The following is a 22,060-nucleotide window of genomic DNA, read 5'->3' on the forward strand; positions in this document are numbered from 1 at the left end:
ATTCTTCCGAAAGGCAACACAATGAGCGACAACACCAAGTCCATGGGCGACCTGTTCCCCGACCTCGGCCCCGAAGCCCCCGTCATCTCCGGCGTGGCGCACGACCGTTCCGAGGCGCTGGTCACCGTGCGCGGCGTGCCGAACGAGCCCGGCATGGCCGCCAAGGTGTTCACCGAGCTGGCCACCGCCGGCATCAACGTGGACATGATCGTGCAGGCCGGCGCGTCCGTGGGCACCGCGGACATCTCCTTCACCGTCCCGGAGACGGCGCGCAAGAAGGCCGAGGAGGTGCTGCAGACCGAGCACGACGAGCTGGGCTACCGCGACTTCGACGTCAACACCGCCGTGGGCAAGGTGGCCGTGGTGGGCGTGGGCATGAAGACCCACTCCGGTCTGGCCGCCAAGTTCTTCACCGCGCTGAGCGAGAAGGGCATCAACGTGCTCATGATCTCCACCTCGGAGATCCGCATCGCCGCCCTGGTGCCGCTCGACCAGCTCGACGACGCCGTGCGCGCGCTGCACACCGCCTACGGTCTGGACGCCAACCAGATCGAGGCCGTGGTCTACGGCGGCACCGGCCGCTGATCGCCGACCCGCGTCGCGCGTAGGCGCGCGTAGGCGCATAAGACGATGCGCGCGTAGGACGACGCGTGAATACGACGAGTGGGGCGTCCCGATGATCCGATTCATCGGGACGCCCCACTCGTCGTATCTGCACGTTTTGTGTTTTGCGCTGTATGCCTTGTCGTCATCCTGAGCGGAGTCCGCAGGACGGAGCCGAAGGATCCTTGACCATCGCGTGATCCTTGACCATCGCGTGATCCTTGACCATCGCGCGCGAAGTCAACGATCCTTCGACTCGCTTCGCTCGCTCAGGATGATTTCCGGTTGTGTGCGGCCCGGCCGCACACAACCGGAAATCACTTGGCGGCGATGTAGCCGAGCGCCTTGAGCATCTCGGCGCATTCGAGCGCGCCGCCGGCGGCGCCGCGCAGCGTGTTGTGCGCAAGCCCCACGAACTTCCAGTCGAAGATCGAGTCCTCGCGCAGACGGCCGATCGACACGCCCATGCCGCCCTCGTAGTCCACGTCCAGCTTGACCTGCGGACGGTCGTCCTCGGTGAGGTACTGGATGAAGTGCTTCGGCGCGTGCGGCAGACCCAGACGGGCCGCCTCGGACGTGTAGCTGACCAGACGGTCGATCAGCTCGTCCTTGGTGGGGTTCTTGCCGAAGTTGATGAACACGGTGGCGGTGTGACCGTTGAGCACGGGCACGCGGATGCACTGCGACGTGATCTTCAGCGGGCCGTCGAACGGCACGATCTCGCCCTTGGCGTCGTCCACGTGGCCGAACACCTTGAGCGGCTCCTTCTCGCTCTTGGCTTCCTCGCCGGAGATGAACGGGATGATGTTGCCCACCATCTCGGGCCAGTCGCGGAACGTCTTGCCGGCGCCGGAGATCGCCTGATAGGTGCTCACCACCACCTCGTGCGGCTCGAACTCCTTCCACGCGGCCAGCGCGGGCGTGTAGGCCTGGATCGAGCAGTTGGGCTTGACGGCGATGAAGCCGCGCGTGGTGCCGAGGCGCCTGCGCTGGTGCTCGATGACGGCGAAGTGCTCCGGGTTGATCTCCGGCACGACCATCGGCACGTCCGGCGTCCAGCGGTGCGCGCTGTTGTTGGAGACGACCGGGGTCTCGGTCTTCGCGTAGCGCTCCTCGATGGCGCGGATCTGGTCCTTCGGCATGTTCACGGCGGAGAACATGAAGTCGACGCCCTCAGCCACCTTCTCGGCGTCGTCGCCGTCGACCACGGTCATGTGGCGCGCGTACTCGGGCATCGGCGTCTCGATCTTCCAGCGGTCGCCGACGGCCTCCTCGTACGTCTTGCCGGCGCTGTGCGCGGACGCGGCGAGGGTGGTCACCTCGAACCACGGATGGTTCTCGAGCAGGGTCACGAAGCGCTGGCCCACCATGCCGGTGGCGCCCAGGATGCCGACCTTCAGTTTCTCGGACATAACAACCTTCTGAGTCTGGTGGTGTGGGATATCGTTCCCATCGTACGGGCGGCGCGGCGGCGGCGCGGCGGACGTCCCATATGGTGACTGGAGCGCGGCGGCGCGTCCGGATCCACATCCGTCGCCGATGTCGGACGTGGATCCGGACGGATTCGGGCCCGGACTCGTCCCGATCCACATCCGAAACCACTGATGGATGTGGCGGCGGACGGATTCGGCCCCGTACGTGTCCGGAACGCCATCCATGGCCGGTGGCGGATGTGACTTCGGACGCGTCGGGCACGCGGAACGTCCGAAACCACATCCGGATCCCGCGTCGGGCGAAGTGCCCCGCGCCTGTCCTACACTGGAGACATGTCGAAGGCATCCGTGGAAGCGCAGCATCAGCTGGACCGCATCGTGGCGCTGGGGTATCCCGACGTGGCGGACATGAGCGCCGCCGCGTTCCGCGCGCTCGCCCGTCCGCTCATCGAGGCGCTCGAACACACCGATCTGGACGAGCGCATCCTGCTGGTGCCCACGCGCGAGCTGGTCTCGCCGGAATCGCTGATCTCGCGCACGTCCATCAACCGCATGGCCGGGTTCACCACCATGCCCCCGCGCGACATCGCGAGCTTCCTGCCGCAGGACGGCTTCGAGCCGCCCGAAGGCCCGTTCTACATCGTCGTGGAGCCGCACACCGGCACCAAGTACACCAACCGCGAGCCGGACGTGGCGCGCAAGCTCATCGACTCCGACGAGCGCATCCCGCTCACGCTGGAGGAGGGGCTGGCCATCGCCACGCAGCACCCGGACTGGCTGCGGGAGAAGAACGGCTTCAACCTGCTGGGCTCGCGCAGCGCGGACGGCCGTGTGCCGAGCATCTGGATGAGCCAGAACGCGCCGCGTCTGGGCGCCGTGTGGCCCAACTCCCGCCACACGTGGCTGGGCAACGCGTTCTGCATGGCGCGTCGCGGCGTCTCGCTGTTCCGCTGACCGACCGGTCCGTTCCGCCGTCGCAACGTTGTGACGATCGGCCATGCTGCGGGGCAGCCGGGTGGTCTCCGATGGTCGTTCGCGGCAACGTTGTGGTGATCGGCCGGATCGGGCAGTGGCCTGTGTGGTTGGGTGGTTTCCGATCGCAACGTTGCGGTGATCGGCCATGCTGTGGGGTGTCAGGGTGGTCTTCAATGGTCGTTCGTAGCAATGTTGTGGTGATCGACCATCTTGCGGGGTAGTCGGGAGAGCTTCGGTGGTCGTTCGTCGCAACGTTGCGATGAGCGGCCATGCTGCGGGGCGATCGGGGGCCTCCGGTGGTCGTTTGCGGCAACGTTGCGGCGAACGTCCGGCGCGCCGCGGCTGACGGTCTGTTTCCGCGAGGTTTCCTGCGGGGCGCGCCGTTAACACGGTAGACATCAGACGTCTGATGATAGTACGATAAGAAATGTTCGAGGCACGAGCATTTCAAGGAGGAAACCAGATGCCATCATTCGTCGTCGGCGCGTACGCGTCACTGCCGCAGGGGCGCGAAGCCCAGGAATCCTACTACGACCTGCTGGGGGAGCAGCCGTGGATCGACGGCACCGAACTGCCGTTCCCCGGCGACCTCAGGGAATCGGCCGACCGCATCTGGCTGGCCGCCCACCTGCCCAGGCACTGGCGCAGCAACACCGTCACCGTCATCCCCGGCACCATGCAGCACGTGTGGAAGGACCCGAACTTCGGTCTCGCCAGCCCGGACGAGGACGGCCGCAGGGCCGCGCTCGCGTTCATGAAGCAGCTGCGCGAGGCGCTCGCCGACTTCGCCCAGTGGCGCGACGGCCAGGACGTGAAGTACGTCGAGATCCACTCCGCGCCCACGAGGATCGCCAGCCGCGACGCCATGGCCGCCTCCCTCGAGGCGCTGGCGCAGCTCGACTGGTCCGGTGCCAGGCTCGTCATCGAGCACTGCGACAAGTACGTGGAGGGCCAGAAGCCGGAGAAGGGCTTCCTGCCCATCGAGGACGAGATCGCGCTGTGCCGCGAGGCGGGCATCGGCCTGACCGTGAACTGGGGCCGTTCGGTCGTCGAGGGCCGCACCGCCGAGACCGCCGTGGAGCACGTCGCCGAGGCCGCGAAGGCCGGGGTGCTCTCCGGACTCATGTTCTCCGGCGCCGGCCCCGAGGAGACGCAGTACGGCTACGGCTGGATCGACGGCCACCTGCCCATGAACCCGGACGAGCCCACGTCGCTCATGGACGCCGACGCCATCCGCGCCACCGTCGCCGCCTCGCTGACGCAGGACCATCCGCTCGACTACGTGGGCGCCAAGGTGTGCGTGCCCAAGGACGCCACGATCGAGGAGCGTCTCGGGTTCCTGTCGCGCATCCACGAGGCGGTCGCGGCATGAGCATCGCCGGGCCCACCTATCTCGCGTTCGACATCGGCGGCACCAAGATCGCATCCGGCTTCGTGACGCTGCCCGCCGGCGGTGCCGCGGACGATGTGGCGGACGCCCGTCCCGCGACGTCCCACGAGCGCGCCATCCCCACCGAGGCGTCGCGCGGCGGCGACAGCATCCGCGAGCGCCTGACGGCCCTGTGCGCCGAGCAGTTGGCGTGGGCGGCGGACAACGGCGTGGAGGTGTCCGGCATCGGCATCGCCGCGGCCGGCGTGCCGGACAGCGCCACCGGCGAGATCGTCTCCGCCACCGACATCCTGCCCGGATGGAAGGGCCAGAACCTGTACCGCGCGTTCGCGGCCGTGACCGACCTGCCGGTGCACATGGTGGGCGACGTGGGCGCGCACGGTCTGGGCGAGGCCGGCTACGGCGCGGGCCGCGGCCGGGGCATCGTGCTCTCGATCGGCGTGGGCACCGGCATCGGCGGCGCGATCGTGATCGACGGCCGGCTGTTCCAGGGCGCGCACGGCGTGGCCGGGCACGCGGGGCACGTCCCCGCGGCGCTGGGCGAGGGCTTCCTGTGCTCGTGCGGCACCACGCGCGGACACATCGAGCCGGTCGCCTCCGGCACCGGACTGCGCGACCTGTACAACCGCAGGCTGGAGGAGCGTTCCGGCGGCGCGGACAGCGGCGGGACCGTCCCCGCCCCAGCGGCGGACGGCGCCGACGTGGCGCGTCGCGCGGCGGACGGCGAGGCGCTCGCCCGCGGCGTGATCGAGGACAGCGCCCGCGCGCTGGGCGAGTGCATCGGCGGCATGGGCAACCTCATCGACCCGGACGTGATCGTGGTCTCCGGCTCGGTCGTCAAGGCCGGACCGCTGTGGTGGGACGCGCTGCGGGAGGGCTTCGCCGATTCGGCGCTGCCGCTCGTGCGCCCCACGCCGCTCGTCGAGGGACTGCTCGGCGGCGACGCCCCGCTCGTGGGCGCGGCCGTGGCCGTGCACCGGAGCATCGCGTAGCGCCGCGGGGCCGTCGGAGCCGTCCGAACATAGCGACATAGAGACACATAGGTACAGCAGGAAAGGAACACAGGACATGCATCAGGCAATCGAGAAGATCAAGGGCGGCCTCGTGGTGAGCTGCCAGGCGTACCCGGGCGAGCCGCTGCGTCACCCGGAGACCATGGCGCAGATGGCCATGGCGGCCGTAGAGGGCGGCGCCGTGGGCATCCGCTGCCAGGGGCTTTCCGACATCGCGGCCATCAAGGGCCAGGTGAGCGTGCCGGTGATCGGCATCTGGAAGGACGGCGAGGAGGGCGTGTACATCACGCCGACGCTGCGCCACGCGCGCTGCTGCGCGGCCGCCGGCGCCGACATCATCGCCATCGACGCCACCGGTCGCCCGCGCCCGGACGGCCTGACCTACGCCGAGACCGTGCACGCGCTGCACGACGAGGGCGTGGTCGTGATGGCCGACTGCGGCAGCTTCGCCGACGCCGAGCGCGCCGTGGAGGCCGGCACGGACATCATCTCCACCACGCTGTCCGGCTACACCGGCGAGCGCCCCAAGACCGACGGCCCGGACTTCGAGTTGCTCGGCCAGATGATCGAGGCGTTCCCGGACGTGCCGGTGCTGTGCGAGGGCCGCATCCACACGCCCGACCAGCTGCATCAGGTGATGCAGGCCGGCGCGTGGGCCGCGGTGGTGGGCACCGCGATCACGCATCCGACGAGCATCACGCGCTGGTTCGCCGCCAAGCTGTGACGCCGCGTCCGTCGCGGCGCATGACGCGCACGCTGCAGTCCATGCGCGGGTAGAACGATTGACGATCGCCGTCCGAGGGAGCGCAACGCCGCCTCCCCGGGCGGCGATTCGCGTAGGACACGCCGAACCGAACAGACATCAGACGTCTTATTTCGTGGATGTGAACAACCATTATCACTTCGGTAACGAGCTCGGAACCTTGAAATATGGCCGATATCTTCGGCTGGTGGACTGTAGGACAGGTCGATGGAGGGGTCCTGGAGAGTGAACACCCCAACACACCGACTTGAAATCAGACATCAGACGTCTTACCATTAAGGAGGTTCGACAACGACGTTAGCGGTTCAGCACAGTGGACCTCCGGCATCGTCACCCGACCGGCCACGCGGCCGGTCACGCGACGGGGCTCGGCAAGAAACCGCGCAACCAGTAACGACACAGGAAAGGATCACGTCGCGGGTCGAACGGTGGTCCAAGTTCACTCAACGATGAGGAGATCACATGATCAGGAGAAATGGAAAGTTCAAGGCCGCGGTGGCAGCTGCGGTCGCCGGTCTTATGATGCTCGCCGGCTGCGGCGGCGGCAACGCCCAGACGCAGACCGCGAAGGTGGGCACGTCCGTGGCCGACACCATCACCGCGCAGGTCGCCTACGCCAGCCGCGACTTCAGCCCGACCACCTCGGGCGCGCTCCCGCTGGCCGCCAACTGGCACGTCACCGAGCCGCTGTACGCGCTCGACTACACCACCTACGAGCCGTACGCCGCACTCGCCAAGGGCGACCCGCAGAAGGTCTCCGACACCGAGTACACCGTCACCCTGCGCGACGGCGCCAAGTTCTCCGACGGCACCGCCGTCACCGCCAAGGACGTCGTGAGCTCCTACGAGCGCTCCACCGCCTCCGGCTCCCTGTACATCTCGATGCTCGACTTCATCGACTCCGTCGAGGCCAAGTCCGACACCGAGGTCACCTTCAAGCTCAAGAAGGCGTTCCCGCTGTTCCAGCAGCGTCTGGCCCTCATCCCGATCGTCCCGACCGCCAAGAGCAACGACGAGCTCAAGAGCATGCCCACCGGCTCCGGCCCGTGGAAGTACACCGAGATCACGGATCAGCAGGTCAAGTTCGAGAAGAACGACCAGTACAACGGCCAGTACCCGGCCCAGACCAAGTACATGGTGTGGAACGTGACCGTTGACGACACCGCACGCGTCACCGCCATGCAAGGCGGCAAGACGGACATCATGGAGATGGTCCCGGCCCAGGCCTTCCAGACCCTCCAGTCCTCCGGCTCCGAGCTGCAGACCGCCCAGGGCTTCAACCTGCCGTTCCTGATGTTCAACACCAAGAAGGCCCCGTTCAACGACAAGCGCGTGCGCCAGGCCGTGTTCTACGCGATCGACGTGGACAAGCTCATCTCCAACCAGATGAGCGGCCAGGCCGAGGCCGCCACGAGCTTCCTGCCCAAGGAGTCCGCGTACTACCACCAGGCCAAGAACGTGTACACCAAGGACACCGCCAAGGCCAAGGAGCTGCTCTCCGAGGCCGGCGTGACCACCCCGATCAGCTTCACGCTGTACACCACCGACCACTCCTGGATCACCCAGCTGGCCCCGCAGATCAAGAACGACCTCGCCGAGATCGGCATGAACGTGGACATCCAGTCCATGAAGTCCTCCGCCCTGTACCCGTCCATCACGGACAAGGACGACGCCGACTACTCCATGGTCCTCGCCCCCGGCGACCCGTCCGTGTTCGGCAACGACCCCGACCTGCTCATGAACTGGTGGTACGGCGACAACGCCTGGACCAAGCAGCGCACCTTCTGGAAGGACTCCGAGGGCTACACCCAGCTGCACGAGCTCATGGACAAGGCCCTCTCCGCCTCCTCCGACTCGGAGCGCCAGGAGGACTGGAACCAGTGCTTCGACCTGCTGAGCGAAGAGGTCCCGCTGTACCCGCTGTTCCACCGCAAGACAACGACGGCCGTCAAGAAGGGCGTGTTCTCGTCCTGGGGCGCCATCGGTTCCACCGGCATCAACCTGGTCAAGGCCAAGCTGAACAGCTGACGTCAATCCATCCATAGCATCGTCCACGCCCCCAAGGGGCACGGACCATAGGGAAACGGGGGAGTCCCTTCGGGGAAACCCGGGGGCTCCCCCTCACTATGCCCGCGCACGGGCGCGACGGCGCGAATCAAGGAGCATCGAAGCAAAGTGAGCAATCTGTTACGACTGTTGGGCAGGCGACTGGTCGCCCTGCCGTTCATGGCATTCGGAGTCACCTTCCTGGTGTTCTTCCTCATGTCCTTCTCCCAGTACGACCCCGCGGTGGCCGCCCTCGGCGAGAACTCCACCCCGGAGGCCCTGGCCGCGTTCCGCCACGAGATGGGCTACGACCTGCCGTGGTGGCAGCAGTTCTTCAACTACATCGGCGGTCTGTTCCACGGCGACATGGGCGTCTACGGCGTCAACAAGGACTCCGTCGCGGCCCGCGTCGGCCAGGCCTTCCCGATCACCCTGCAGCTGACGTTCATCGGCCTGCTCATCGCGATCGTCTTCGCGATCGTCTTCGGCGTGCTCGCGGCTCTCTACCGCGACACCTGGGTCGACCAGCTCATCCGCGTCGTCTCCATCATCGCCATCGCCACCCCGTCCTTCTGGCTGGGCGTGCTGCTCATCTACGTGCTGCAGATCAAGATGGCCCTCCTGCCCGGCTCCGGCGACCTGGTGCCCTTCACCCAGGATCCCGGCGCCTACCTGGCCCGCATGGCCATGCCGTCCTTCGCTCTGGGCCTGCCCGTGGCCGGCCAGCTGACCCGCATCATCCGCACCTCGATGGTCGAGGAGCTCGACAAGGACTACGTGCGCACCGCCATCGGCGCCGGCGTGCCCAAGCGCGTCGTCGTGGCCCGCAACGTGTTCCGCAACGCCCTGATCACCCCGGTGACCACCCTCGGCATGAAGATCGGCTACCTCATGGGCGGCGCGATCGTCATCGAGGTCATCTTCGCCCTGCCCGGCATGGGCACCGCGATGTTCGACGGCATCAACGGCAACCAGCCGATGCTCGTCCAGGGCGTGGTGCTCGTGGTGGCCCTCGCGTTCATCATCATCAACATCATCGTTGATCTGCTCTACGTGCTGATCAACCCGCGAATCAGGACGGTGTGACGATGCTCTTCGGCAAGAACAAAGCAGCCGCGGCCGCAAGCAAGCCCGGCGTCAAATTCAATCGCTTCAGCAAGATGACCCTGGGCAGCAAGATCTCCTTCGTGGTGATCGCCCTGCTCGTCATCTGCGCCGTCTTCGCCCCCGTGCTGGCCCCGCACGACCCGCTCGAGATCACGATGAGCTACCAGGCGCCCACCGGCGAGCACTGGTTCGGCACCGACAACCTCGGCCGCGACGTGCTCTCCCGCGTCCTGTACGGCGCCCGCTACTCGCTGGTCATCGGCCTGAGCTCCATCGCGTTCGCCCTCGTCGTCGGCTCCCTGATCGGCGCCCTCGCCGCCGTGACCCGCACTTGGATCTCCGAGCTCATCATGCGCGTCATCGACGTGTTCATGTCCGTCCCGGGCATCGCCCTGGCGGCCGTGTTCGTGTCCATCCTCGGCCAGTCGATGATCGGCATCATCATCTCCATCGGCGTGCTCTACGTGCCGCAGATCGCCCGCATCGTGCGCGCCAACATCATCAGCGAGTACGGCAAGGACTACGTGCGCGCGGTCATCGTCTCCGGCGCCCGCGCCCCGTGGATCCTCTACAAGCACGTGATGCGCAACATCGCCGCCCCGGTCATGGTGTTCACCACCCTGTCCGTCGCCGACGCCATCGTGTTCGAGGCCTCGCTGTCCTTCATCAACGCAGGCATCCCCGAGCCCACCCCCACCTGGGGCAACATCCTGTCCTCCGCCAAGGCTGGCGTGATCTTCGGCTACTGGTGGCAGGCCATGTTCCCGGGCCTCGCGATCATGATCACCGTGCTGTGCCTCAACATCCTGTCCGAGGGCATCACCGACGCCATGGTGGCCGCCCCGACCGCCCCGATCGAGAAGACCGCCGCGGACGCCGCCGCCGAGCGCAAGGAGGACCGTCTCCTGACCGACCCGGTCGCCGCCTACAAGGAGCAGGCCGCGTCCCTGGCCGAGTCCCTTGCCGCCCTCAAGGCCGCCGAGCTCAAGCGCACCGACCGCTTCGAGCCCAAGAGCACCGCGGCCCCGGTCATCGAGGTCAAGGACCTGTGCATCCAGTTCCCGCGCCACGGCAACGTGAACGTCGTGGACCACGTGAGCTTCTCCGTGCGCCCCGGCGAGACCATGGGCCTCGTGGGCGAGTCCGGCTGCGGCAAGTCCATCACGTCCCTGTCCATCATGGGCCTGCTGGACCCGAAGGCCAAGATCAGCGGCGAGATCCTGTTCGACGGCAAGAACCTCGTGGGCATGGATCCCAAGGAGCACAACGCCCTGCGCGGCCACGAGATCGCCATGGTCTACCAGGACGCCCTCTCCTCGCTCAACCCGTCCATGCTCATCAAGGCGCAGATGAAGCAGCTCACCTCCCGCGGCGGCACCCGCACCGCCGAGGAGCTGCTCGAGCTCGTGGGCCTCGACCCGAAGCGCACGCTCGAGTCCTACCCGCACGAGCTGTCCGGCGGCCAGCGCCAGCGCGTCCTCATCGCCATGGCCCTGACCCGCGACCCGAAGCTCATCATCGCCGACGAGCCCACCACCGCCCTCGACGTGACCGTGCAGAAGCAGGTCATCGACCTGCTCAACGAGCTGCGCGAGAAGCTCGGCTTCGCGATGATCTTCGTCTCGCACGACCTCGCCCTCGTGGCCAAGGTGGCGCACTCGATCACCGTCATGTACGCCGGCCAGGTGGTGGAGCAGGGCTCCACCAAGGAGATCCTCACCGATCCCCGCCACGAGTACACCCGCGGCCTGCTCGGCTCCGTCACCTCCATCGAGGCCGGCGCCGGAAGGCTCCACCAGGTGCCCGGCACCGTGCCGTCCCCGGCCGACTTCCCGAAGGGCGACCGCTTCGCGCCGCGCTCCAGCCACCCGGACGTGGGCCTCAACACCCGCCCGATCATGAAGCAGGTGCCCGGTACGTTCCACTTCTACGCGGCACTGCCCGAGAACGCCGACGTGGCGGACGCCCCCGCGCCCGTCGCGGCCACCGCCCAGGAAGGAGGCAAGCGATGAGCCACGCGATCGAAACCCCGAAGACCGACCCGAACGTGCCGATCATCGAGCTCAAGGACGTCGAGGTGGTGTTCACCACCCGCGCCGGATCCGGCCTGTTCCACAAGAACAGGATCACCGCGGTCAACAAGGTGAACCTCAAGCTCATGCCCGGCCAGACCATCGGCATCGTCGGCGAGTCCGGCTGCGGCAAGTCCACCACCGCGAACGTGATGTGCGGCCTGCAGCAGGTCACCGGCGGCAAGGTGTTCTTCAAGGGCCAGGACGTCACGCACCGCACCGCCAAGGAGCGCATGCAGATCGGCCGCGTGGTCTCCGTGGTCTTCCAGGACCCGGCCACCGCCCTCAACGCCCGCATGAGCGTGATCGACCAGCTCATCGACCCGCTGGTGGTGCACCAGCTCGGATCCAAGGCCGACCGCGACAGGCGCGCGCACGAGCTGATCCGCATGGTGGGCCTGCCCACCTCGGTGCTCGGCGCCCTGCCCGGCCAGCTCTCCGGCGGCCAGCGCCAGCGCGTCGCCATCGCCCGCGCCCTGTCCCTGAAGCCCGACGCGATCATCGCCGACGAGCCCACGTCCGCCCTGGACGTCTCGGTGCGCGCGCAGATCCTGAACCTGCTCTCGGACCTCAAGAAGACGCTCGGCCTGTCGATGGTGTTCATCAGCCACGACATCCAGACCGTGCGCTATATCTCCGACGAGGTCATGGTCATGAACCACGGCACCGTCGTGGAGCGCGGCAAGACCATGGACGTGATGCGCAACCCGCAGGACGAGTACACCAAGATCCTCATGGGCGCCGCGCCCTCCCTGCTGCACCCGACCGCAGCCGAGTGCGCCCCGCGCGCCTGACGCGACGCACGGCACGCCGACAGCCAAACCGGCCGGGGCCTCCGCGGGCCCCGGCCACCAGAACCCAACAACCCATCCAAGAAGGGACACAACAACTATGGCAACCCAGTTCCGTGGCGTCATCCCGCCGGTCGTCACCCCGCTCACCGCCGACGGCGAGGTCGACAAGGTCAGCTTCGCCCGCTCGCTCAACCGCATGATCGACGCCGGCGTCGACGGTCTGTTCACCCTCGGCTCCTCCGGCGAGGTGGCGTTCAGCACCGATGCCCGCCGCCGCGAGATCATCCAGACCGTCATGGAGATCGTGGACGGCCGCGTCCCGGTGTTCGTCGGCTGCATCGACACCGAGACCAACCGCGTCATCGAGCACGCCAAGGAGGCCAAGGAGCTCGGCGCGTCCGCGATCGTGGCCACCTGCCCGTTCTACGCCCTCGGCGGCGTGCCGGAGATCGAGCGCCACTTCCGCCTCATCCACGAGGCCGTGCCGGACCTGCCGCTGTTCGCCTACGACATCCCGGTGTGCGTGCACACCAAGCTGCCGAACGACCTGCTCATCAAGCTCGGCAAGGAGGGCGTGCTCTCCGGCGTCAAGGACTCCTCCAACGACGACGTGGCGTTCCGCTTCCTCGTGGACGACAACAAGAAGGCCGGCCACCCGCTGACGCTGCTCACCGGCCAGGAGGTCGTGGTGGACGGCGCGTACATGGCCGGCGCCGACGGCTCCGTGCCGGGCCTGGCCAACGTGGAGGCCACCGGCTACGTGCGCATGTGGAAGGCCGCCGAAGCCGGCGACTGGGCCACCGTGCGCAAGGAGCAGGACTGGCTGGCCGCGCTGATGCGCATCGTCACCGTGCCGCAGGGCGTCGCCGGCTTCGGCTCCGGCGTGGGCGCCTTCAAGACCGCCATGGCGCTGCTCGGCGTGTTCGACACCAACCAGATGCCCAACCCGGTGCTGCCGCTCAAGGGCGACAACGTCAAGCGCGTCGCCGCCGTTCTCGAGGAGGTCGGCATGGAGCTCAAGCGCACCCCCGAGGAGGTCTCCGCCTCCACCGAGGCCTGACGGCCCCGCGGCCCCGGTCCCGGCACTCCGGTCCGGGGCCGCTCGGTTCCCGGGCGTCCGCGCTCCCACCCGCCGGACGCCCGCCATCACGTCACACGCATCACGCATACCACGAAAGGATCCAAGCATGGCAGAAGTCATCATCGTCAAGAACCAGGAGGAGGCGGGCGAGCTGTACGGCCGCTGCGTCGCCGATCTCATCAAGGCCAAGCCGAACGCGGTGCTGGGCCTGGCCACGGGCTCGAGCCCGCTGGCCGCCTACCAGGCGCTGGCCAAGATCGTCAAGGCCGAGGGCATCGACGTCTCCGGCGTGCAGGGCTTCGCGCTGGACGAGTACATCGGCCTGCCGCTGACCCACCCCGAGTCGTACCACGCCACCATCCACCGCACCGTGGTGGAGCCGCTGGGCCTCGACCCGGCCAAGGTGCACGTGCCCGGCGACGTGCTCAACGGCACCCCGCTGGAGGACGGCGAGAAGGTCGCCGGCGCCGGCGCCGCCTACGATGCGGCGATCGAGGCCGCGGGCGGCATCGACGTGCAGATCCTCGGCATCGGCACCGACGGCCACGTGGGCTTCAACGAGCCGGGCTCCTCGCTCGCCTCCGGCACGCGCGTCAAGACGCTCACCGAGCAGACCCGCATCGACAACGCGCGCTTCTTCGACAACGACATCAACCAGGTGCCCACGCACTGCATCACGCAGGGCATCGGCACGATCATGAAGGCGCGCCACCTCGTGCTGCTCGCCTTCGGCGCCGGCAAGGCCGAGGCCGTGGCGGAGACCGTGGAGGGCGGCATCAGTTCCTACTGCCCCGCCTCCGCGCTGCAGCTGCACCCGCACGCCACGATCATCGTGGACGAGGAGGCCGCCTCCAAGCTGCGCAACAAGGACTACTACCGCTACTCCTTCGAGCACAAGCCGGCCTGGCAGGCCATCTGATCGAGAGGCTGAAGACACATCATGGTTGATCCGATTCATCAGGCGCAGGCCAGGGCCATCGAGGACGCGTTCGCCGCGCCCGCCGGCACCTTCGTGATCCGCAACGCGGTGAAGGCCGACGCGCAGGGCGTGGATCTGGGCGCCTGGGTGAGCGTGGTGGACGGGACGATCGACGCCGTGGGCACCGGCGATGCGGACTGCGAGGCCCGCATCGCCCACCTCGGCGGCCCCGACCGCGTGACGACGGTGGACGCCGGCGGCATGCTCGTCACCCCCGGCTACGTGGACATCCACGTCCACGGCGCATGGGAGTGCTCGTTTGACGACGGTGCGGACGCCATCTCGGTGGCGCGCGCGCACCACATGCTGCACGGCACCACCCGTCAGGTGCTCTCCCTGATCACCAATCCGCTGGACGTGATGGAACGCAACCTCGCCACCGTGCGCGACGTGATGGCCAGGCGCCCGGACGTGCTCGGCTCGCACCTGGAGGGCCCGTTCCTGGCGCTCTCCCGCAAGGGCGCGCACGACCCGAACTGCCTCGTGGACCCCACGCCCGAGCGCGTGGAGCGTCTGCTCGAGGCCGCCGACGGCACGCTGCGCCAGATCACGCTCGCCCCCGAGCGCGAGCACGGCATGGAGGCGATCCGCCGCTTCGCCGAGGCCGGCGTGGTGCCCGCCGTGGGCCACTGCGACGCCGACTACGCCACGGCGCGCCGCGCGTTCGACGCCGGCGCGAGGCTGATGACGCACATGTTCAACGCGATGAACGGGCTGCACCACCGCGAGCCGGGCCCGATCCCGGCCGCCGTGGAGGATCCGCGCGTCACGATCGAGCTCATCAACGACGGCTTCCACGTGCAGAACCCGATGGTCCGCCTGGGCCTGGGCTTCGCGCCCCACCGCATCGCGTTCGTCACCGACGCGATGGCCGCCACCGGCTGCGCGGACGGCGCCTACAAGCTGGGCGCGCTCGACGTGAACGTGGTGGACGGGCACGCCAGGCTCGTCTCCAACGGCGCGATCGCCGGATCCACGCTCATCCTCGAGGTGGCCGTGCGGCGCGCGGTGCACGAGCTCGGCATGGGCCTGACCGACGCGATCGAGGCCGCGAGCCTCACCCCGGCGAAGGCGTTCGGCTTCGACCGCCCGAACAAGGTCACCGGCGCGCCGCTGGGCCTCGTGGCCCCCGGCTACGCCGCCGACCTGCTGCTCACCGATCCCGGCACGCTGGCCGTGCAGCACGTCTGGTGCGCCGGCCGCCGCGTGAAGTAGCGCGGCCCGACCGAGGTCCCGACCGGCTGCCGCCCATACGCCGGCATACCGCCCCGCACATGGGAAGACCCCTTGGAATCCTGCGATTCCAAGGGGCCTTCCCGTTCCTGGCCGCTCACTGCTCCTGGATGCGGTGCTTGAGGATCGACTCGATCGGCTCGTAGTGGTCGCTCACGGCCTCGCGGTAACCGTCCACGTCGCCGGCCAGCGCCGCGTCGAGCATGCGCCGGTGCGCGTCCGCCGTGCGGTCCAGCTCGCTGGAGACCGGCAGACCGAGCTGGGGGAGCACGGCCATGTGCACCAGCCACAGCGAGCGCACCATCTGCTTGACGATGGTGTTGTCGAGCGCGTCGAGCACGCCCATGTGGAAGTCGATGTCCAGCGAAAGGAAGGTCTTGCCCTCCTTGGCGGTGGAGGACATGGCGTCGGCGAGCTCCATGAGGTGCGGCTGCTCGCTGCCGGCCAGCGAGGCGACCACCTCGTCGGCGCAGCCCAGATCGAGGAAGCGGCGCATCTCCACCACGTCCTGCAGGTCGGTGAAGTTCTTGCCCACGGAGATCATCGAGCGGAACGCGAGCGTCTCCACCATCGGGTCGAGCGAGAGCGACCCCACGAAGGTGCCCTTGCCGTGCTCCACCCTGACGATGTTGAGCGCCTCGAGCTTGCGCACGGCCTCGCGCACGGAGGAGCGGGACGCGCCGATGTCGTCGCACAGCTGCGTCTCGGTGGGCAGCACGTCGCCGGGCTGCAGGCGTTCGCGCAGGATGTACGACTTGATCGCGTCCATCGTCTCGTCGCACCGGCTGCGCGACGCCACCGGCGTGGCCGACTGCCCCATGGACAGACGGACGAGCGTGGCGAGTTCCATCTCGCCGTATCGGTTCACGTGGTCGGCATCCCCATGGTCTGCCTGGACTGCTGGGCTGGTCATGATGACTCCTTGCCTTGGTGGTGCTTGCGTTCTGCGACCCTGGCGCCCTCGCCGTGGCCGCCTGACAACCATGCGAAGGGGATATACGTAATGTAGACCCCCGACGTTTCTATCTCCCAGAGCATCCCGAGCGTCGAATCGTCGCACGCGGCCATGCACTGGTAGACGTGATGATGGGGATGCACGCACAGGCTGCGGCTCCATGTGCGCGCACCGTCGACGCTGAGCCGCACCACGCCGCGCCCGCGATAGGGCAGCATCTGGCTGGCGTTGGCGAACAGCACCGCGTCGTCGCCGAGTCCGGGCGCGGCGATCGCGTTCGGCTGGCTGAAGATCTCCGGCAGCGCGGGGTCGAACTCGAGCCCGTCCCACGTCTCGCCGCCGTCGTGGCTGACGGCCTTGCCCACGCGGCCGCTCGCATTCTGGTTGCGGAAGAACGCCACCACGTCGCCGTCGGCGCGCTGCACGAACACGGTCTCGCTGCCGGTGGCGTCGTCGTCGCGCATCGTGACCGGATCCACCGTGCGGCCGTTGATCGTGCGCCCCTCGTTGACCATGCGGCCCCGGCGCCACGTCTCGCCGCCGTCGTCGCTGATCAGCGCGCCGTTCGAATAGTGCACGCGGCTGTCGCCGCTGCAGTAGAACGGCACGAGCAGACGCCCGGCATGGGCTCCGCGCGTCAGCTGGATGCCCGCGCCGGGGCACACGCCCATGAAGCGCATCCACGGCTCCTTGACCATGTGGTCGATGAGCCGCGGCTCGCTCCACGTGGCGCCGTCGTCGTCCGAATGGATCTCGGCGACGTAGCAGGTGCGCGCCGCATGCCAGCGCTGGCCGGCCGGGGCGCGGCGGGGCGATCGCCACACGTCGCCGGCGTCCGGCACGCGGCTCAGCGTGGTCTCGTTGCCGTCGGCGTCCCACAACTTCAGGTCGCCGTGCGCGTCCACGCCGAGACCGCGCTCGCAGTTGGTCAGGCCTATGCCGCCGGGGTTGAGGTCGATGAGCACCGTCACGCGGCCGGTGCGCGCGTCCGCCACGGGGCAGGAGTCGATGGCGCTGGCGCCTTCGAGCCCGTCCTCGCGCCCGGGCATGGCGATGACCGTCTGCATCGGCAGCCAGGTGCGTCCGCCGTCCGTGGAGCGGCGGATCACGAAGTCGATGTGGTTGGGCGCGTCGTTGCTGATCGCGGTGCGCCGGTCCGCGCCGGCGATCAGCGTGCCGCGCGGCGTGCGCACGAGCGAGGGGATGCGGTAGCTGGCCGAGCCGGCGTATCCCGCGTCGAACAGGGCCGTGGTGACGAGCGGGGCGGCGTGGGCGAGGCGCGCGATCTGCCCGTCGGTGGGCGCCTGGAACAGGACGCCGCCTTGGCGCACCTCGCCCATGAGGCGCACGCCCCTCAGGTCGCAGCCGACGGTCAGGCGGTCGATCGGGGCGGGGGAGGAATCGGGGACCGTTGCCGTTGCCGCGGCGCCGCGCGCCAGATCGGCAAACCACATCTGCCCGCTCTGGTGCAGCACGCTCACGCCGTCCATGAACAGCTCCACGGCCCCGCGGCAGGCGCGGACGGCCAGATGATGCCAGTCGCCGTCGTCCCAGTCGCCGGGCGCGCGGTAGGTCGTCGGGCCGTCGTCGTCGCGCATGGTCAGCGCGATGCCGTCCGGCTCGATGCGCACGGTCATGCGCTGGTCGTCGCCGATGCCGGCGGCGAGGATCACGCCGTTCTGCCCGCGCCCGCGCACGCGGAACTGCGCCGCGATCGCCCCCTCGCGCAGGTGCGCGATGCGCCGCACGTCGCGCGGGGCGAGCGCGGGGCCGGCGAAGACGACGTCCGGCTCCACGGCCGGGGCGGTGCGGGCGATCTCCTCGGCGCGGAGCGGTTCGGGACGCGTGGCGAGCGTGGCCTCCTCGGCGAGGATGAAGCGCCCGGAGGGGCCGAGGCGCGTGGGCGCCAGATCGCCGGCGGAGGCGAAGCACTGGTAGCCGTCCAGATGGACGCGCGTGCCGAAGCGTCCGAAGGTGAGCGTCAGCTCGTGCGCGGTGCCGGGGGAGAGGTTGAACGCGTCCTCCATGTCCAGCACGGCGTCGCGCGGGGCGTTCGGGTCGTGGGGATCCGGCGCCATGCCGCGGGCCTCGACCAGCGCGTGGCCGTCGCGGATGCCGATCGAGAGGAATGCGTTGGTGCCGGCGGTGTCGGTGGTGTTGACGGAGCCGGTGGAATCGGCGGGGGCGGGAGAGGCATCGGGCACCGCGCGGCAGAGCTCGCCGTCGCCCCGCGCGATGAAGGCGACGCGGAGCGTGCCCTCGCCGTCGGGGAAATCCGTGGTCTGCCAACGCATGAGAACCTCTGTTCCTCCGGTGCGTCGGGGCGCGACGCCGCCGGATCGTGTGATCGTGTCGGATGGGATGCCGTGTGACGATGCGCTCAGCAGTGAGACATCAGACATCAGATAACATACATCTTATCACACCGACGGTCGCGACCGGCCCGGGCGATGGCGTTCCGTTCGCGCCGGCGTTTCCTCCCATGTGCCGATCCCCGCGCCGTCCGTACATCGCAACGTTGTGATGGGAAGCCATTTTTGGGGGTCTGTGAGCAGCGCTTCGTCGGTCGATGGCCGCAACGTTGCGACGAACGGCCATTGTAGGGGCCGGCGGACAGTGTCTCGATGGTCGATCGTCGCAACGTTGCGATGGGGAGTCGTTGTGACGGGGTGCATGCGTTGCCGTGTTGGCCAGTGATCGCAACGTTGTGACGATTGGCCGTCTTGGGAATCTACGGATGGTACTTCGGTGGCTGATCGTCGCAATGTTGCGATGAATGGCCATTTCAGGGATCGGCGGATAACCCTTGGATGGTCACTTGTCGCAACGTTGTGATGGATGGCCATTTTGGGGGATGCTAGGCGGTGCCTCGACGGTCGGTCGTCGCAACGTTGCGATGAACGGCCATGTTAGGAGGTGGCGACGTCTGCGGCGGCACGTTTCGGGCGACTCTCGTGCGGCGATACGTGCGGAGACTACGATGGACGGCGAGAGATGACGCCCGAGGAAAGGGATCCGATGTTCTGTACGCAATGCGGTACCAAGAACGAGCCCGGCACGCGGTTCTGCATGAACTGCGGCCATCCGTTCGACGTGGAGGAGCCGGCCGCGACCGCCGGTCCCGCCGCGCCTGTCGCGCCTGCGGCTCCTGCGCCGGTGCCGACGCCCGAGGCCGCGCCGCAACCCGCGCAGCCTGCGCAGCCGCCGCAGCCTGTTCCTGCCCCGGCTCAGCCCGCGCCCGTGCAGCCCGCTCCCGCCCCGGCTCAGCCTCAGCCGGCGGCTCCTGCGCCCGCCCAGCCGGCTCCGGTCCATCCCCAGCCCGCACCGTCCGCGCCGCAGCCGGTGCAGCCCGCGGCGTCGCCCGAGCAGGCCGCGCCCGCAGAGCCTGCCAAGCCCGCCAAGCCGCGCAAGCGCCACGGCAAGCTGATCGCCGCCATCCTCGCCGTCGTGCTGGTGATCGCCGCGGGCGGCGCCGGCGCGTACCTCACGTGGCGGCAGGGCCTGTGGGGCGGCGTGGTGCTGCCGCAGGCGTCGGACGTCAAGGTGGAGGCCGGCCAGCAGCTCACCGCGGACATCGTCGTCGACCAGCTCAAGGCCAAGGGCGTGACCGCGCAGAAGAAGACCATGTTCTCCGGACAGCCCAAGGGCGCGTTCGTCGGCTACGACGGCCTGAAGCCCGGCGACCGCGTAAGCAAGGGCCAGACCGTCACCGTGCAGGAGTCCGCCGGCCCCGGCGTGCCCGACGACGTGATCGGCAAGCAGGCCGCGGACGTGAAGTCCACCATCGACGGCATGAACGTGCCGGTGAAGTACAAGCAGATCATCGTCAACGACACCTCGAAGACCCCCGAGGGCTCCGTGGTCGTCACGTACCCGGCCGCCGGACAGCCCGTGTCCGACAAGGATAAGGACAAGGGCATCGCCGTGGGCGTGGCCGTGAAGGGCGACGGCGTCGGCTGGGACATCATCGGCCAGGACAAGGACTCGGCCAAGTCCGATCTGGAATCCAAGGGCTACGACGTGACCGTCGTGCCGCGTCTGGCGTCCAAGGACAGCATCGGCAAGGTGACCGGTTCCAAGCCGGAACCCGGTTCCACGATCGACGGCATGTCCGTCACCCTGTACTACGGCGTGGACGCGAAGGGCGTGCAGGACGCCTACTCGTACGATTCCCCCGAGGTCGGACACAAGATGCTCATCGGCAACTCGGACCTCGCCGCCGGCACGTGGTGCACGAACGCCGGCGACTGCATCACCCTAGACGGCGACGGCGAGACCTACGACGGCCTCGGCTACATGGGCGGCATCACCTACGATCAGGGACGCGACGGCACGAAGTACAGCTACGGCACGATGACCTCGTGCCCGGCCGGCATGTCCGACCCCTACTGCGAGAACGACGCCTTCCTGCTCAAGCAGAACGTGGGCGCCTTCGAGCTGATGCCGTCCGAGAGCGTGTACAACTTCTCCTGCAACGGCACCATGCAGGACTCCGGCACCTGCTCCGGCACCGCCGAATACCGCATGCAGGACTTCTTCCTCGTGGTGCCCACCGGCACGGACATCGGCGCGCTGGAGTCGAAGGGCTACTTCGACCAGTCCGCGCTGGACGCGGCCAAGGGCCAGAAGGCCGTGGACTCGGACCGCCCGTACCTGCTGTACCGCGATCCGAAGCTCTACGACACCACCACGGCGCCGTACACCGACGCCTCGTCGCCGAACCCGTTCATCCCGGCGAACATGACCACGAACACCGCCAACACGATGGTGGGCATGAAGCCCGCCCCGTCGGACGAGACCGCCTACTACCTCGTGGGCGCCGAGCCCGACTGGGACAAGCTGCCCGACGCGACCGTGGGCGGCGCCTCCGCCTCGCCGAGCGCCTCCGCGTCCGGTTCGACGTCGGCTTCGCCGAGCGCGTCCGCCTCGCCCTCGACCAGCAAGGCCATGAGCTTCTCCGACGTGAGCTCCGCCGCCAAGTCCGGCGACTTCTCCGGCATCGCCGGCAAGTACTGCATGAAGGACGGCTCGGTGTGCATCACCATCGACAAGTCCGGCAACGCCACGTCCTCCGGCAGCCAGGGCTACGCCTACATGAGCCCGGACAACCCCACGTCCGTGAAGCTGCACGTGCCCGGCAACCAGAGCGGCGACTCGTGGTTCCCGCCGGACTCCGACACGGGCCTCGAGCTCGCCGGCCCGCTCACCGACTACCGCTGCGGCGGCAACAAGGGCGTCGACGCCTGCTACAACGGCAGCACGTTCTACTCCGAGGCGGAGATCAACAAGCCGTTCCACGCCATCTACGTGCGCGCCGGGGCGGACATGGACAAGGTGGGGGAGATCGGCGGATCGTCGTTCAGTGATCCCTCGGCGTCCGGCCAGAGCAAGCCGGACACCTCCAAGCCGTTCCTCAAGATCGTCGACTACCACATGAACGTGCCTCCGCTGGACAGCAACGTGCTCTACCTGCAGCAGTAGAGCCACGGACCTACTCCGCGACGCGGTCCGGGAATCCCCCGTCACGCACTCCCTGTTTTCTTTGGAACCAAGCTGATTTCAAGGGAGGCGCGACAAGGGACGCCCGGACCGCGTCGCATTGGGGGCGTAGATGCC

The 22,060-nt window shown here is 68.5% G+C and carries 16 protein-coding genes; 13 read left to right on the top strand and 3 right to left on the bottom strand.

The window, feature by feature from the left end; all coding sequences use genetic code 11:
* Positions 1 to 21 precede the first annotated feature (21 nt).
* Complete coding sequence (locus G1C96_RS05890) at positions 22 to 585, top strand: ACT domain-containing protein (protein ID WP_169275717.1); 564 nt, start codon at positions 22 to 24, stop codon at positions 583 to 585.
* A gap of 335 nt (positions 586 to 920) precedes the next feature.
* Here G1C96_RS05890 and asd read toward each other — a convergent pair whose 3' ends face one another.
* Complete coding sequence (gene asd / locus G1C96_RS05895) at positions 921 to 2,015, bottom strand: aspartate-semialdehyde dehydrogenase (protein WP_169275718.1); 1,095 nt, start codon at positions 2,013 to 2,015, stop codon at positions 921 to 923.
* A gap of 354 nt (positions 2,016 to 2,369) precedes the next feature.
* On the opposite strand from asd, the gene G1C96_RS05900 reads away from it, so the two are divergent.
* The 11 genes from G1C96_RS05900 to nagA all read left to right on the top strand — a co-directional run bounded on the left by G1C96_RS05900 (position 2,370) and on the right by nagA (position 15,471).
* Entirely contained in the window at positions 2,370 to 2,990 is a 621-nt protein-coding gene (locus tag G1C96_RS05900) for a DUF5701 family protein (protein ID WP_169275719.1), read from the top strand.
* Positions 2,991 to 3,474: 484 nt separating this feature from the next.
* Positions 3,475 to 4,383 (top strand): DUF4862 family protein, encoded by a 909-nt coding sequence (locus G1C96_RS05905; RefSeq protein ID WP_169275720.1) that lies wholly within the window; start codon positions 3,475 to 3,477, stop codon positions 4,381 to 4,383.
* On the top strand, positions 4,380 to 5,393 hold the full coding sequence (locus G1C96_RS05910) for an ROK family protein (RefSeq protein WP_169275721.1): 1,014 nt from the start codon (positions 4,380 to 4,382) through the stop codon (positions 5,391 to 5,393). Before G1C96_RS05905 ends, G1C96_RS05910 begins: the two co-directional genes overlap by 4 nt.
* A gap of 76 nt (positions 5,394 to 5,469) precedes the next feature.
* Positions 5,470 to 6,138, top strand: a complete 669-nt coding sequence (locus G1C96_RS05915; RefSeq protein ID WP_169275722.1) for an N-acetylmannosamine-6-phosphate 2-epimerase — start codon at positions 5,470 to 5,472, stop codon at positions 6,136 to 6,138.
* Between the two features lie 501 nt (positions 6,139 to 6,639).
* Positions 6,640 to 8,205 carry an ABC transporter substrate-binding protein gene (locus tag G1C96_RS05920; protein ID WP_169275723.1) on the top strand — a complete coding sequence of 522 codons (1,566 nt, stop codon included), beginning with the start codon at positions 6,640 to 6,642 and terminating at the stop codon, positions 8,203 to 8,205.
* A gap of 147 nt (positions 8,206 to 8,352) precedes the next feature.
* Positions 8,353 to 9,309 carry an ABC transporter permease gene (locus G1C96_RS05925; protein ID WP_335341929.1) on the top strand — a complete coding sequence of 319 codons (957 nt, stop codon included), beginning with the start codon at positions 8,353 to 8,355 and terminating at the stop codon, positions 9,307 to 9,309.
* 2 nt (positions 9,310 to 9,311) lie between these two features.
* Complete coding sequence (locus tag G1C96_RS05930) at positions 9,312 to 11,342, top strand: dipeptide/oligopeptide/nickel ABC transporter permease/ATP-binding protein (protein WP_169275751.1); 2,031 nt, start codon at positions 9,312 to 9,314, stop codon at positions 11,340 to 11,342.
* Positions 11,339 to 12,196 carry an ABC transporter ATP-binding protein gene (locus G1C96_RS05935; protein WP_169275724.1) on the top strand — a complete coding sequence of 286 codons (858 nt, stop codon included), beginning with the start codon at positions 11,339 to 11,341 and terminating at the stop codon, positions 12,194 to 12,196. Before G1C96_RS05930 ends, G1C96_RS05935 begins: the two co-directional genes overlap by 4 nt.
* A 97-nt stretch (positions 12,197 to 12,293) precedes the next feature.
* Complete coding sequence (locus tag G1C96_RS05940) at positions 12,294 to 13,256, top strand: dihydrodipicolinate synthase family protein (protein ID WP_169275725.1); 963 nt, start codon at positions 12,294 to 12,296, stop codon at positions 13,254 to 13,256.
* Between the two features lie 127 nt (positions 13,257 to 13,383).
* Positions 13,384 to 14,196 carry a glucosamine-6-phosphate deaminase gene (gene nagB / locus G1C96_RS05945; RefSeq protein WP_169275726.1) on the top strand — a complete coding sequence of 271 codons (813 nt, stop codon included), beginning with the start codon at positions 13,384 to 13,386 and terminating at the stop codon, positions 14,194 to 14,196.
* A gap of 21 nt (positions 14,197 to 14,217) precedes the next feature.
* Entirely contained in the window at positions 14,218 to 15,471 is a 1,254-nt protein-coding gene (gene nagA / locus G1C96_RS05950; RefSeq protein WP_169275727.1) for an N-acetylglucosamine-6-phosphate deacetylase, read from the top strand.
* A gap of 115 nt (positions 15,472 to 15,586) precedes the next feature.
* Here nagA and G1C96_RS05955 read toward each other — a convergent pair whose 3' ends face one another.
* On the bottom strand, positions 15,587 to 16,339 hold the full coding sequence (locus G1C96_RS05955; RefSeq protein WP_417852176.1) for a FadR/GntR family transcriptional regulator: 753 nt from the start codon (positions 16,337 to 16,339) through the stop codon (positions 15,587 to 15,589).
* 59 nt (positions 16,340 to 16,398) lie between these two features.
* Positions 16,399 to 18,738: a sialidase family protein gene (locus G1C96_RS05960; RefSeq protein ID WP_169275729.1), complete on the bottom strand. Its 2,340-nt coding sequence runs from the start codon at positions 18,736 to 18,738 to the stop codon at positions 16,399 to 16,401.
* A gap of 724 nt (positions 18,739 to 19,462) precedes the next feature.
* Here G1C96_RS05960 and G1C96_RS05965 point away from each other — a divergent pair.
* Positions 19,463 to 21,925: a PASTA domain-containing protein gene (locus tag G1C96_RS05965; protein WP_169275730.1), complete on the top strand. Its 2,463-nt coding sequence runs from the start codon at positions 19,463 to 19,465 to the stop codon at positions 21,923 to 21,925.
* Positions 21,926 to 22,060 lie beyond the last annotated feature (135 nt).

It is taken from the genome of Bifidobacterium moraviense, assembly GCF_012932365.1.
GTDB classification, from domain to species: domain Bacteria; phylum Actinomycetota; class Actinomycetes; order Actinomycetales; family Bifidobacteriaceae; genus Bifidobacterium; species Bifidobacterium moraviense.

Bases quoted from the DNA above. Each gene is read 5' to 3' on its own strand.
- G1C96_RS05965 (WP_169275730.1), top strand. From the start codon at position 19,463: ATGTTCTGTACGCAATGCGGTACCAAGAACGAGCCCGGCACGCGGTTC.
- G1C96_RS05905 (WP_169275720.1), top strand. From the start codon at position 3,475: ATGCCATCATTCGTCGTCGGCGCGTACGCGTCACTGCCGCAGGGGCGC.
- nagA (WP_169275727.1), top strand. From the start codon at position 14,218: ATGGTTGATCCGATTCATCAGGCGCAGGCCAGGGCCATCGAGGACGCG.
- G1C96_RS05915 (WP_169275722.1), top strand. From the start codon at position 5,470: ATGCATCAGGCAATCGAGAAGATCAAGGGCGGCCTCGTGGTGAGCTGC.
- G1C96_RS05920 (WP_169275723.1), top strand. From the start codon at position 6,640: ATGATCAGGAGAAATGGAAAGTTCAAGGCCGCGGTGGCAGCTGCGGTC.
- G1C96_RS05900 (WP_169275719.1), top strand. From the start codon at position 2,370: ATGTCGAAGGCATCCGTGGAAGCGCAGCATCAGCTGGACCGCATCGTG.
- G1C96_RS05930 (WP_169275751.1), top strand. From the start codon at position 9,312: ATGCTCTTCGGCAAGAACAAAGCAGCCGCGGCCGCAAGCAAGCCCGGC.
- G1C96_RS05910 (WP_169275721.1), top strand. From the start codon at position 4,380: ATGAGCATCGCCGGGCCCACCTATCTCGCGTTCGACATCGGCGGCACC.
- G1C96_RS05960 (WP_169275729.1), bottom strand. From the start codon at position 18,738: ATGCGTTGGCAGACCACGGATTTCCCCGACGGCGAGGGCACGCTCCGC.
- G1C96_RS05935 (WP_169275724.1), top strand. From the start codon at position 11,339: ATGAGCCACGCGATCGAAACCCCGAAGACCGACCCGAACGTGCCGATC.
- asd (WP_169275718.1), bottom strand. From the start codon at position 2,015: ATGTCCGAGAAACTGAAGGTCGGCATCCTGGGCGCCACCGGCATGGTG.
- G1C96_RS05890 (WP_169275717.1), top strand. From the start codon at position 22: ATGAGCGACAACACCAAGTCCATGGGCGACCTGTTCCCCGACCTCGGC.
- nagB (WP_169275726.1), top strand. From the start codon at position 13,384: ATGGCAGAAGTCATCATCGTCAAGAACCAGGAGGAGGCGGGCGAGCTG.
- G1C96_RS05940 (WP_169275725.1), top strand. From the start codon at position 12,294: ATGGCAACCCAGTTCCGTGGCGTCATCCCGCCGGTCGTCACCCCGCTC.
- G1C96_RS05955 (WP_417852176.1), bottom strand. From the start codon at position 16,339: ATGGAACTCGCCACGCTCGTCCGTCTGTCCATGGGGCAGTCGGCCACG.